The organism is Variovorax sp. RKNM96, assembly GCF_017161115.1.
Taxonomy (GTDB): domain Bacteria; phylum Pseudomonadota; class Gammaproteobacteria; order Burkholderiales; family Burkholderiaceae_C; genus Variovorax.
Genome location: NZ_CP046508.1, coordinates 585340 through 597397, shown reverse-complemented (window position 1 = coordinate 597397; position 12058 = coordinate 585340). Strand labels below are relative to the sequence as shown.

At 68.0% G+C, this 12058-nt stretch carries 12 protein-coding genes; 7 read left to right on the top strand and 5 right to left on the bottom strand.

All coding sequences use genetic code 11. From position 1 onward, the window contains the following. Window positions 1–106 precede the first annotated feature (106 nt). Window positions 107–1045: an AraC family transcriptional regulator gene (locus GNX71_RS02760; protein ID WP_206176913.1), complete on the bottom strand. Its 939-nt coding sequence runs from the start codon at window positions 1043–1045 to the stop codon at window positions 107–109. 339 nt (window positions 1046–1384) lie between these two features. Continuing rightward, window positions 1385–1816 carry a putative toxin-antitoxin system toxin component, PIN family gene (locus GNX71_RS02755; RefSeq protein WP_206176912.1) on the bottom strand — a complete coding sequence of 144 codons (432 nt, stop codon included), beginning with the start codon at window positions 1814–1816 and terminating at the stop codon, window positions 1385–1387. 121 nt (window positions 1817–1937) lie between these two features. On the opposite strand from GNX71_RS02755, the gene GNX71_RS02750 reads away from it, so the two are divergent. Then, complete coding sequence (locus GNX71_RS02750; protein ID WP_206176911.1) at window positions 1938–2363, top strand: surface-adhesin E family protein; 426 nt, start codon at window positions 1938–1940, stop codon at window positions 2361–2363. A 147-nt stretch (window positions 2364–2510) separates the two neighbouring features. Here GNX71_RS02750 and GNX71_RS02745 read toward each other — a convergent pair whose 3' ends face one another. Then, window positions 2511–3731 carry a THUMP domain-containing protein gene (locus GNX71_RS02745; RefSeq protein ID WP_206176910.1) on the bottom strand — a complete coding sequence of 407 codons (1221 nt, stop codon included), beginning with the start codon at window positions 3729–3731 and terminating at the stop codon, window positions 2511–2513. Window positions 3732–3813: 82 nt separating this feature from the next. Here GNX71_RS02745 and GNX71_RS02740 point away from each other — a divergent pair, with 82 nt between their 5' ends. The 6 genes from GNX71_RS02740 (at window position 3814) to GNX71_RS02715 (ending at window position 8836) form a co-directional block, all read left to right on the top strand. Continuing rightward, a complete protein-coding gene (locus GNX71_RS02740) occupies window positions 3814–5607 on the top strand; it encodes an ATP-binding protein (RefSeq protein WP_206176909.1) in 1794 nt (597 codons plus the stop codon). A gap of 97 nt (window positions 5608–5704) precedes the next feature. Further along, complete coding sequence (locus GNX71_RS02735) at window positions 5705–6298, top strand: cytochrome b (protein ID WP_206176908.1); 594 nt, start codon at window positions 5705–5707, stop codon at window positions 6296–6298. A gap of 13 nt (window positions 6299–6311) precedes the next feature. Then, the gene (locus tag GNX71_RS02730) at window positions 6312–6881 is read left to right on the top strand and encodes a YceI family protein (RefSeq protein WP_206176907.1); all 570 of its coding nucleotides are present in this window, start codon (window positions 6312–6314) and stop codon (window positions 6879–6881) included. A 50-nt stretch (window positions 6882–6931) separates the two neighbouring features. Beyond that, window positions 6932–7567 carry a YceI family protein gene (locus tag GNX71_RS02725; protein WP_206176906.1) on the top strand — a complete coding sequence of 212 codons (636 nt, stop codon included), beginning with the start codon at window positions 6932–6934 and terminating at the stop codon, window positions 7565–7567. Between the two features lie 31 nt (window positions 7568–7598). Continuing rightward, entirely contained in the window at window positions 7599–8156 is a 558-nt protein-coding gene (locus tag GNX71_RS02720; RefSeq protein WP_206176905.1) for a DNA-3-methyladenine glycosylase I, read from the top strand. Between the two features lie 35 nt (window positions 8157–8191). Then, on the top strand, window positions 8192–8836 hold the full coding sequence (locus GNX71_RS02715; protein WP_206176904.1) for a LysE family translocator: 645 nt from the start codon (window positions 8192–8194) through the stop codon (window positions 8834–8836). Between the two features lie 10 nt (window positions 8837–8846). On the opposite strand, the gene GNX71_RS02710 is transcribed toward GNX71_RS02715, so the two are convergent. Both GNX71_RS02710 and rpoN read right to left on the bottom strand, forming a co-directional pair. Then, the gene (locus GNX71_RS02710) at window positions 8847–10448 is read right to left on the bottom strand and encodes a phospholipase D family protein (RefSeq protein ID WP_206176903.1); all 1602 of its coding nucleotides are present in this window, start codon (window positions 10446–10448) and stop codon (window positions 8847–8849) included. 10 nt (window positions 10449–10458) lie between these two features. Then, window positions 10459–12048 carry an RNA polymerase factor sigma-54 gene (gene rpoN / locus GNX71_RS02705; RefSeq protein ID WP_206176902.1) on the bottom strand — a complete coding sequence of 530 codons (1590 nt, stop codon included), beginning with the start codon at window positions 12046–12048 and terminating at the stop codon, window positions 10459–10461. Between the last annotated feature and the right edge of the window lie 10 nt (window positions 12049–12058).

The window sequence follows — 12058 nt, the reverse complement described above, 5'->3', positions numbered from 1 at the left end:
GAACAGGCGGATCGTAGGGACGCATCCGTCGCGTGTTCGATACAGTTTTTTCGAATCCTGATACAAATTAACATTCGTAAAAAGATCGCAAAACGCACGCAATCCTTTAGTTCTCCAAACTGCCCGCACCTTCGAAACGCAGCTGGCTTTGCCTGCGAAATTCGGTCGGCGTCACACCTTTGATCTCGAGAAACCGGCGGTTGAAATTCGAGACGTTATTGAAACCAACTTCGTAACAAATCGAGGTGACGTAGCGCTCGCTCTGCATCAGCAGGAGGCACGCCTTGTTGATGCGCACTTCGTTCACATAGCCCAGGAAACTGTGGCCGGTGGCGCGCCGGAAGAGCCGGCTGAAGCGCCCCGCGTTCATGCCGAGCTCGGCCGCGATGTCGGCCGCGCTGTGGTCCTTCGCGGGGTCGTTGGCGATGCGCGTGACCACGTCGTCGATAGCCTCGATGCCGTGATCGCCATCGGTCTGCATGCCCGAGAGCAGGCGGTAGTCGGTGCACATCGCCATGTCGGCGAGAAAGTCGCAGAACAGGCTGAAGCGCTTGAGGCCCCGCGCGTCTTTCACGCGGTGCCAGTGCGCCTCGGCGGAAGCGGCCATGCCGAAGAACTCGATGCCGTAGCGCGCGCGCTCGAGCATGCGCACCGCCTCCTGCAGTTCGGGAATGCGCTCGGCCGCCTCGAAGATCGGGTCGTGCAGGAACTGGATCACCAGGTCGCGCTGCGGCACGCCTTCGGGCGGCACGTCGAGCGAGATCCAGTTGTGCGGCAGCTTCGGGCCGCACAGCACGAGATGCCCCGGCTCGAAGGCGCCGATCCAGTCGCCCACGAAGGCCTGGCCCGAGGTGGCGACGATCAGGTGCAGCTCGTACTCCTCATGGCAATGCCAGCGCGCGAGCGGCGTGGGGAAGCCGTGCTCGAGGCAGCGCACCAGCCCCACCTCGGTCGATGGCTCGTAGCCGAGCTCGGTCGAGCGGCTGCGCTCGACCTCCAGTTCGGGGAGCAATTGGCGCGGTGATCGTTGGCTGGAACTCGTCATGGCTTTTTGTTGGGCTGACAGGAGACAACACGCCAGCGATCCTGAGGTTCGCAGGCGACGCGGCGATGAAGTGGCATCTTCGGGGGCAAACAGGTCTGCGGCGCGCTGGCACGGAACGGCGAGCGCAGGGACCGGGTTCGCGGGGCGGAAGATATTGGTTGGGCCTTGCAATTGCCAGACCCTATGCGGACTACGAAGATTCGTATGCGCGCATGGCAAGCACCGGATTCGCACCGCCAGCGCTGTCTAGACAACCGCTTTCCACGCGGGCGCGCCAATGCGGCCATCACCCAGGCGGTGGAAGGGGATGCTTGTCTAGGCAGACGGCAATCAGGTCCCTCAGGCCGCGGCCAGCACCGTCGCCACGACCACGCCTTGCGCTGCCAAACGTTTGCGCATCGTCAGCACCGCCTGGTCCTTGCTGAAGAGGCGCGCGCGCTGCGCGACCGCGAGGTCGATGAAGACCTGGTCGTCGGGATCCTTGCACACGCAGGGCGCGCGCGGCGGCTTGTCAGTCAAAAGGCTCACGCGTGCGTCGAAGGCCTCGAGCACACTGGCCGCTTCCATCTCCCGCTGCGCCAGCCGCCGCGCGATCAGCGGGTAGCCGAGCACCCGCGCGAGTTCGGTGCGCATCGGCGCGGTCGCGATCCAGCGCAGCGCGCCGGAGGCGAGCGCGGCGGCCAGCGGCAGGCAGTCGGGGTTGTCGAACACGAGCAGGTCGAGCGCGATGTTGGTGTCGATGACGACAAGGCCGGTTTCTGGAAGGGTCATGGCGGCGAAGGGATGAGCGCCGATGTTGCACCATGCGCGACCCTGATCAGCCATGGGTCGGGCCCGACGCCCCACAATGCTGCGGCGCGCACCGCGCCGCCCTCCAAATCCGCCTCTCTCCATGAAACGACTTTCGCTGCTCTGCCTCGCCCTGCTCGCCTGCGCGGTCGCGCGCGCCGAATGGCTGACCCTGAGCGGCACGCCCGGCGATGCGGCCGGCAGCTACGTGCAGGTTGACCCGACCCGCATCGAGGTCGACGGCGCGCGCCGCGGCGTGACCCTGCGCATGAGCCTGGCGCAGGACGTCGTCGGCAAGGATGGATTCAAGCTGCGTTCCTTCGAGGCCCGCGCGAGCGTCGACTGCGAAGCACGCACCGCGCGCTATGTGAGCGTCACCTACTACAGCCTGCCGAACTTCGTCGGCGAACCCGTGGCGGTGAAAGCGTTCGACGACGACGACATCCGCCCCATGAAGCTGTCCGGTGCCCCGCCCGAGCTGGCCGCGCGCACCGTCAACGCGGCCTGCAGCGTCGGCGGCGGCAAGTAGCCGGAAGCCGCGCAGGTCGCTCACCGGCCGCATGCTCCGAGCAGGTGGCCGCTGGCGATCGAGCCCGCCGGATGACCGACGAGGTGCAGCGCGAACCGGTCCTTTCGTTTGGAGGTCAGCGCCTGGATCGCAGCCTGGGGGGCGAGCCTATTTCCGCGCGGAGCCGGCGACCATGTCGAAGCGGAACAAGCGGCATTCGATCGGGCCGTTCCACATCGGCACGCGGCGCGATTCCTTCAGGCGCATCTGTTTCGGCAGCTTCAGGTCAGGGGTCAGGACCCAGGCCGTCCACCCGGCATAGTTCCTCTTCCAGTGGGTGGCCAACTGCGGGAAGAACTCGCTGCCGTCGCCCTCTTCGGTCTGCGCGGATTCGCGCGCGCCGGAGCGGGCCACGCCGCCGACCTCGATCCGTTCGCCATAGGGCGGATTGAGCATGACCACCCCGCCTTCGGCCGGCGGCATGCGCTGCAGCGCGTCACCGCCGCGGAACTCGATGGCATCGGCCACGCCGGCGCGCTCCGCGTTGCGCTCGGCAAAGTCGACCATGCGGTGCGACACGTCGGAGCCGAAGATCGCGACGCTGCCCGGCTTCACGGCCGACGCGGCTTCCTTCTTGATCGCGTCCCACACGTGCGCCTGGAACGGCAGCAGCTTCTCGAAACCGAAGCGCCGCAGCGACCCGGCCGCGATGCCGCGCGCGATCTGCGCCGCTTCGATGGGGATGGTGCCGCTGCCGCAGCAGGGGTCGTACAGCGGCTGGTCGGCCACTTCGCCGGTCTCGGGGTTCCACCAGCCGCTGGCGGCCAGCATGGCGGCGGCCAGGGTTTCCTTCAGCGGGGCGTCGCCCTTGTCCTGGCGCCAGCCGCGCTTGAAGAGCGGCTCGCCCGAGGTGTCGATGTAGAGCGTGCAGCTGTCGGTGGTCAGGTGGGCGAACACGCGGGTGTCGGGCCACTGGGTCTCGATGCTCGGGCGCACGCCGTTGGCCTTGGCGCGGAAGCGGTCGGCGATCGCGTCCTTGATGCGCAGGGTGGCGAAATTCAGGCTCTGCAGCGGGCTGTGCTGGGCGGTGGTCTCGATCTTGAAGGTCTGCTTGGGCGTGAACCAGATCTCCCAGGCCACGCCGCTCGCGATGGCGTACAGGTCGTTCTCGTTGCGGTAGGGCGCATGGGCCAATTCGACCAGCACCCGCTGCGCGAGCCGGCTGTGCAGGTTCAGCTTCAGGGCGTCGCGCCAGTCGGCGCGCACCCGCACGCCGCCGCGCAGCGTGAGCAGGTCTTGCCCGACGCGGCCCGTGAGGGCATGCACCTCTTGAGCGAGGAATTCCTCGACGCCGGCGGCGCAAGGCAGGAAAAAGGAGAGATCGTTCACGGGAAATTGGCCATCGGGAAGCCCGACTAGGGGACTCCATTGTCGCCGCGTCACAGTCCTTCTCTATATAGTCGATTTGCCGATGAATCCCACCCCCGCACCTTCGGTCGCCCCGGCCGCCGACGCCAGCAGCGACCGCTTCGCGATCCAGTGCGAGGTGCTGCGGCTCTCGATCCGGCCCATCGGGCCGGTGCTGCTGGTGCAATACCTGCTCAATTGCGGCGTGGCGGCGCTCTTCGCCTGGCAGTACTCGCTCGCGCGCGCGCTGGTGTGGATCGCGCTCATCACCGGGGTAACGGTGATGCGCGGCTTCTTCCCCCAGCGCCTGCCCGATCCCTTCTCGCCCGAGAGCCTGCGCCATGCCCAGCGGGTGCACACGCTGCGCACCGCCGTCTGGGAACTGGCGCACGGCCTGGCCGGGGTGCTGCTCTTCAACCCCGAGCGGCCCGACCAGCAGTTGTTGCTCGGCCTGATGCTGATGGGCATGACCCTGTCGTCGGCGTTCTCGGTGTCGTTCTACACGCCGGCCACGCAGCTGGCGATCACGCTGCTGCTGGCGCCGGTGATCGTCACCGGCCTCACGCTCGGCGCGCCGACGATGATGGCCGTCTCGGTGATCGGCATCGGCCTCACGGCCATGATGTGGAAGCTGGTGGCCGAGCGTTCGCGCCAGCTCGAGGAGAACATCGGCCTGCGCCTGAACGAGCGCACGCTGCGCGAACAGGCGCTCGCGGGCCTGCGCGCCTCGGAGCATGCGCAGGCCGAGCGGCTGCGCTTCTTCTCGGCCGCCAACCACGACCTGCGACAGCCGGTGATGGCCATCGGCCTGCAGGCGGAGGTGCTGCGCCAGCAGCTGGACACCGGCGCGGACACCGCTGCGGTCCAGCACACGGTGGTCTCGCTCGCGCAAGCGCAGCAGGCGCTCGAAGGGCTCACCAACCAGCTGCTCGAAATCGGCCGCATCGAGGCCGCCGTCGATCCGCTGCGGCCCGTGGCGGTGGCGCTGGCACCACTGCTGCAGGACCTGGCGCGCCAGGCCGGCGACGGCCGCGTGACGGTGCGCTGCCCGGCCGGTGCCGTGGCGTGGACCGATGCGGTCTCGCTGCGCCGGGTGCTGGCCAACCTGGTCGACAACGCCGTCAAGTTCACGCCGCGCGGCCGCGTGCTGCTGGCGGTGCGGGCGCGGCACCGGGGCACGGATCGGGCCTGGCGCGTCGAGGTGCGCGACAGCGGCATCGGCATCGCGCCGGACGCGCAGGCGCGCGTGTTCAACGACTTCGAGCAGATCGGCAATGTCGAGCGCAACCTGCAGCACGGGCATGGGCTGGGCCTCGCGATCGTGCGGCGGCTGGCCGCGCAGCTGGGCATCGAGGTCTGGCTGCGATCGGCGCCGGGCCGGGGCTCGGTGTTCAGCTTCGAGCTGCCCGCGGCGCTGGGCTATGGGGCGACCGCCACGCAGGCTGCTCCCTCGCCGCAGGCCGGTCCTGAAGCCGCGCCCGCACTGCTGCGACCCGGCCTCGCCGTGCTGGTGGTGGAAGACAACGCCGTGGTGGCCGACAGCCTGTTCGCGCTGCTGCGGCAGTGGGCGGTGGAACCGCGCGTCTACGCCAGCGCCGCCGAAGCGCTGGCACTGGCCGACCTGCGCGCGCTCGACGTGGCGCTGTGCGACATCCGCCTGCCGGGCGCGCTCGACGGCATCGCGTTGGCGGAACGGCTGCAGGCGCAGAACCCGGCGCTCACCATCGCGCTGATCTCCGCCGACATCAATGAAGCCACCCAGCGGCTGGCCACCGAGCGCGGCTGGCATGCGCTGCGCAAGCCCGTGCAGCCGGACGAACTGCGCGGCGTGATGCTGCGGGCCCAGCAGCGGGGCTGACCGGCCACACCGACCGTGCTGGTGGCACGGGCCATGCAATACGGAGGCCATCGCTTCCGATATATGCTCCGCGCACAGGTCGCCCGCCCTGCCCCCGATGTCCGTCGACACCCCTCTTCATCCCGTCGCCGCCGAACCGCGCGGCCTGCGCTATGGCGGCGTGGCCATCGCACTGCACTGGCTGCTCGCGGCCATGATCGTCGGCTCGCTCGGCGTGGGGCTCTACATGACGGGGCTGCCCTTCTCGCCGCAGCGCATCAAGCTCTACAACTGGCACAAGTGGGCCGGCGTCACGATCCTGCTGCTGTCGGCGGTGCGGCTCCTGTGGCGGCTCGCGCACCGCCCGCCCGCGGTGCCGGCGCAGGTGCTGGCGGCCATGCCGCGCTGGCAGGTCGCGGGCATGCGGGCGAGCCACGCGGCGATGTACCTGCTGTTCTTCGCGGTGCCGATCGCCGGCTGGGCCTACACCTCGGCATTGGGCATTCCGGTCGTATGGTTCGGGGTGCTGCCGCTGCCCGACCTGGTGCCCGTCGACAAGGACCTCGCCGAGGCCATACTCAAGCCGCTGCACAAGGCGAGCGCCTTCACGCTGGCCGCAGTGGCGCTGCTGCACACCGCGGCGGCGCTCAAGCACCACTGGATCGACCGCGATGGTCTTCTGAAACGCATGTGGCCCGGACCGCGCCACTGAAGGAACCTGCTGGATGACGCGCCTCTTTCTCCCGATCCTGCTGACCCTCGCCGCAGCAATGCCCGCCGCGGCCGAACCGGGCGCGAGGCTGATTGCCGACAAGAGCCAGATCGCCTTCGTCAGCAAGCAGATGGGCGTGCCGATGGAAGGCGCCTTCAAGAAGTTCGACGCGCAGATCGCCTTCGACCCGAAGAAGCCCGAGGGCGGCAGCGTCGCCCTGCAGATCGATACCGCCAGCGCCGGCTTCGGCGTGCCGATGAGCGATGCCGAGCTCCCCAAGGCACCGTGGTTCGACGCCGCGAAGTTTCCGCAGGCGAGCTTCCAGTCGAGCGCCATCAAGGCGCTGGGCGACGGCAAGTTCGAGATGGCGGGCAAGCTCACCATCAAGGGCACGTCGAAGTACGTGACGGTGCCCGTCACCATCGCGCCGGCCGGCGGCAACTACGCGGTGGCCACCGGCTACTTCACCATCCAGCGGCTCGACTACAAGGTGGGCGACGGCGAATGGACCGACACCTCGGTGGTCGGCAACGACGTGCAGGTGCGCTTCAAGCTCACGCTCGCGGGCCTCGGGCCGCTCTGAGCCTCGATCTTTCTTCCGAATTCATCCCCATGTCCCACACCCCCACCGCCATGAAGAAACTCCTCCTCGCCTCGGTGTTGTCGGCCACGGCCCTTCCGTTCGCCGCCATCGCGCAGGAATACACGGCCCCGGCCGTGGCCGCCAAGCCCGCGGGCGGCCCCGTGAAGAACGGCAACTACGTGATCGACCCCACCCACACCTTCGTGATGTACGAGATGGGCCACTACGGCACCACCACCAACCGTGGCCGCTTCAGCACCAAGGACGGCTCGGTGCAGATCGACGGCACGGGCGCCAGCGGCAAGGTCGACATCACGATGGACATCGGCACCATCAACACCGGCGTCGACCTGCTCAACCGCCATGTGCAGAGCAAGGACTTCTTCAACGTCGCCGAATTCCCGACCGGCCGCTTCGTGGCCGACCGCATCGACTTCAGCGGCGACAAGGTGGTCGACGTGCCGGGCACCCTCACGCTCATGGGACAGACCAGGCCGGTGACGCTGAAGGCCGTGCGCTTCAACTGCTACCTGAACCCGCTGATCAACCGCCAGGTGTGCGGCGGCGACTTCGAGACCACCGTGCAGCGCAGCGACTGGGGCATCACCTGGGGCTTGAACTTCGGCTTCGAGAACAAGGTGAAGTTGCTGGTGCAGGTCGAAGCGGTGAACGTGTCGGCGCAGTGATCTCCCACACCGACACCAAAGAAATCCATCCATGACAGAACACGCACGCTGCCGCTGGGCCCAAGGCGACCCGTTGATGCAGGCCTATCACGACGAGGAATGGGGCGTGCCGCAGCACGATTCGCGCATGCTGTGGGAGATGCTGATGCTCGAGGGCTTCCAGGCCGGGCTCGCATGGATCACCGTGCTGCGCAAGCGGGAAGCCTTTCGCGAAGCCTTCGCGAACTTCGATCCGAAGAAGGTCGCGCGTTTCGGCGAGGACGACATCGCGCGCCTGATGGCCAACGCCGGCATCATCCGCGCGCGCGCCAAGATCGTGGCGACCATCGAAGGCGCACGCATCTACAACGAGATGGCGGCGCGCGGCGAGAGCTTCGACGACTTCTGCTGGTCGTTCACCGGCGGCAAGGTCGTGAAGGGCGACGGCAAGAGCTTCCCGACGCAGACGCCGCTGTCGGAGCAGGTCTCCAAGGAAATGAAGCGCCGGGGCTTCAAGTTCGTCGGGCCGACGATCGTCTATGCGTGGCTGCAGGCGGTGGGCATCGTCAACGATCATTCGCTGGGCTGCTTCCGACGCACCGCACGTTGAACAGAAATCAAACAGGTCGCCACAAGGTCGTCGTCATGAGCAACATCACCATTCCATTGCTGGGCATCGCGGGCGCGATGACCGTCGGGGCCATGAGCCCGGGTCCGAGTTTCGTCATGGTCGCGCGCACGGCCGTGACTTCGCGCAGCGACGGGCTCGCGGCGGCGCTCGGCATGGGCGCGGGCGGACTCGTGTTCGCGATTGCCGCGCTGGCCGGGCTGCAGGCGGCGTTCCTCGCGGTGCCGGGGCTCTACCTCGCGATCAAGGGCTTCGGCGGCGCGTACCTGATCTACCTGGGCTTTCGCATCTGGCGCGGCGCGCGGCAGCCGCTCGCGATGACGCAGGACACGGACGCTTCGCCTCGGCAACAGGGCCGCGGCGGGCGCACCTTCCTGCTCGGGCTCGCCACGCAGGTCAGCAACCCGAAGACAGCGGTGGTCTACGCGAGCATCTTCGCGGCCTTCCTGCCGCGCGAGGTGCCGCTGGTGCTGGCGCTCGCGGTGCCGGCGGTCATCTTCTGCATCGAGACGGGGTGGTACGCCATCGTGGCGCTGGCCCTCTCATCGGCGGCGCCGCGCTCGGCCTACCTGCGCTACAAGGTCTGGATCGATCGCGCGGCCGGTGGCGTGATGGGGTTGCTGGGCCTGCGACTCGTGTGGTCGGCCGTGCGCGGCAACTGATCCAGAGAAGCTAGAGCAAGCTCTCGGGCGTCAGCGGCGCCAGCAGTTCGAGCATCGTGCGGTCCCAGAAGCCGGAGTCGGGCTCCTCGTTCAGCACGGTGGTCTTGCCCGCGTCCTCGCTGACCCACTCGATGTGCGATTCGCCACTTCCTTCGACGAAGCGCAGCCGGTAGGCGCCCTGCTGCTTGAGCACATCGATGAGCTTGAGCGCCTGCTGCGCCATCTCGGCGCTGCGGATGAAAAGACCGATCTCTGTGTTGTAGCTTTCCGAGCGCGGGTCGAAATTCATCGAGCCGACGAAGAGGATGCTGCGGTCGATCACCGCCGACTTCGCATGCAGCCGGCCCACCGAGGTGCCGAACAATCCGAGCCGCACGCTGCGCCGCGTGCGGTTGGTGCTCAGCTCGTAGAGGTCGGCGCCGAGCTTGAGCATCTCGGGCCGGTAGCGGCGGTAGGCTGTGTGCACCAGCGGCTCGTCGGTGGCGGCGAGCGAGTTGGTGACCACGCTGATCTTCACGTTGCGCCTGCGGATCTCCTTCATCACCTCGAGCCCCGCAGCACCCGGGATCAGGTAGGGCGAGACGATGGTCACCTCGCTGCGCGCACGGCGCATCTGCTCGACCACGTTGTAGCGCACGCTGTCGACGTCCAGCAGCGGCACGCCGCCGTACGACGCGGTCTTGCCGATCACGCGCTCGGGCGAATCGGCGTACGCCTCGGCCAGGGTCCAGATCAGGCCGAGCTTGCCGGCGTTCAGGTCGTCGGCCATCGGGCTGTAGCCAAGCAGGTCGTTGGGCGCGGGCTTCGGCGGCGGGGGCGTGGTGTCGGGGCCGGTGGCGATATCGAAGCGCTTCTGCAGCTCCTCGCGCGAAAGATCGCTTGCGATGATCGACTGGACCGGCCGCACGTAGACGCTGTTCCAGTACTGGTCGAACAGCACGCCCAGGCGCGGGATCAGCGCGCCGGTCACGAAGGTGTCGAGGTCGATGAAGTTCTCGCCCGAGGTGCGCGTGAAGTACTGGTTGCCGATGTTGCGACCGCCCGCCACCGCCATCGCGCCATCGGCGATGAAGAGCTTGTTGTGCATGCGGCGGTTGACGCGGCTGAAGTCGAAGAGCGACGCGGCAAAGCGCTTGAGCAGGCTGCCGCGTCCGGCCGGGAACGGGTTGAAGAGGCGCAGCTCGACGTTCGGCGTGGCGGCCAGGCCGAGCAGCAGCTCGTCTTCGCCGGACGTGTACAGGTCGTCCATCAAGAGGCGCACGCGCACGCCGCGCTGGGCCGCATCGCGCAGGGTGCGCAGCAGGTAGCGGCCGGTCTCGTCGTTCTCGATCTGGTAGTACTGCACATCGAGCGTGCGCTGGGCGCGGCGCGCGAGCTGGATGCGGGTGTCGAAGGCGAAGTCGCCGCCGGGCATCAGGCGAAAGCCGCTGAGGTCCGGATCGGGCTGCGAGGCCAGCGCGATGCGGCCGAGCGCGGTGTCGGTCGAGACGGCGATGGTCTTGGTGGGCGGGCGCGGTGCCTCGTCGGGCAAGGTGGCGCAACCCGCGAACAGCGATGCGGCCACGATGGCGAACACCCAATGCCCACAGCGCGACAGCAGGCGACGGGTCATCGGCGGCTTTCTACAGGGCCTTGCGCAGATTCGCGGGCGCGATGCGCAGCGCCTCGCGGTACTTGGCCACGGTGCGGCGCGCGCACTCGATGCCCTGCTCCTTCAGCATCTCGGAGATCTGGCTGTCCGACAGCGGCTTCTTGATGCTCTCGGAACTCACGAACTGCTTGATGAGCGCGCGCACCGCGGTGCTCGACGCATTGCCGCCGGTCTCGGTGCCGAGCGCCGAGCCGAAGAAGTACTTGAGCTCGACCGTGCCGAACGGCGTGGACATGTACTTGGCGGTGGTCACGCGCGAGATGGTCGACTCGTGCAGGCCCAGCTCGTCGGCGATCTCGCGCAGCACCAGCGGGCGCATCGCGAGTTCGCCGTGCACGAAGTAGCTCTTCTGCCGCTCCACGATGGCGTTGCTCACGCGCAGGATGGTGTCGAAACGCTGCTGGATGTTCTTGATGAACCAACGCGCCTCCTGCAGCCGCTGCGACAGCGCCTGGCTGCCCTCGCCCTTGTGCGACTTGAGCGCGCCCGCGTAGATGTCGTGCACGCGCAGGCGCGGCATCACCTCAGGGTTGAGCATGACGCGGAACTTGATGTTGGTGCCGCGGCCGGTCTTGGTGACGATCACATCGGGAATGACGATGTTGCGCTCGACGTCGACGAAACGGCGCCCCGGCTTGGGCTCCAGGCGCGCAATGATCTGCAGCGCCGAGCGCACCAGCTCTTCGTTGGTCCGCGTGAGCGTGGCCAGGCGCTTGAAGTCGCGCCGCGCGAGCAGCTCCATCGGCTGCTTGCAGATCGCGATGGCGGTCTTGCGGATGAGCTCTTCTTCGTCGGTCTCGTCTTCGCTGGCGAGCGCGCGCAACTGGATGCCCAGGCACTCGCCCAGGTCGCGCGCGCCGACGCCGGCGGGCTCCAGGCTCTGCAGCAGGCCGAGCGCCACCTGGAAGTGGTGCACGAGCTCGTCGAACTGGTCGTTGTCGTCGCCCGCCAGGCCCGAGGCCAGCGCGGGGAGCGAGTCTTCGAGGTAGCCGTCGTCGTTGAGCGATTCGATCAAAAAGCGCAGCGCGGCGCAGTCGTTCTCGTTCAGGCGCAGGCTCAGCGCCTGGCGGTGCAGGAACGATTGCAGCGATTCCTGGCTGCGCGCGAGCTCGGTGGCGTCGGCGCGCTCGTCGTCGCCCAGGTTGTTCTGGCGCGCGGGGGCGTCGCTGCCCCATTCGCTGTCGTCGGGCGCCATGTCGACAGTGCCGTCGCCTTCCCAGTCGGGCTCGCGCTCGGTGATCTCGGCGGCGGGGCCGTCGGTGTCGGGTGTCGAGGTGGTTTCGGTCGCGGTCGTCGCACTGCTGGTCGGGACCGGGGCGAAATCGCCTTCACCGGTTTCGCCACCGTCGTCGCGCGGGACCGGCGTGTCGACGGCATCGAGCCCGAATTCCTCGCGCGCCGCTTCTTCCGCGGTGCGCTCGAGGAACGGGTTCTCGTCCAGCATCTGCTCGACCTCCTGGCTCAGTTCGAGCGTGGAGAGCTGCAGCAGCCGGATCGACTGCTGCAGCTGTGGCGTCAAAGCCAGATGCTGCGAGACGCGAAGGGACAGCCCTTGCTTCATGAAGAACGCG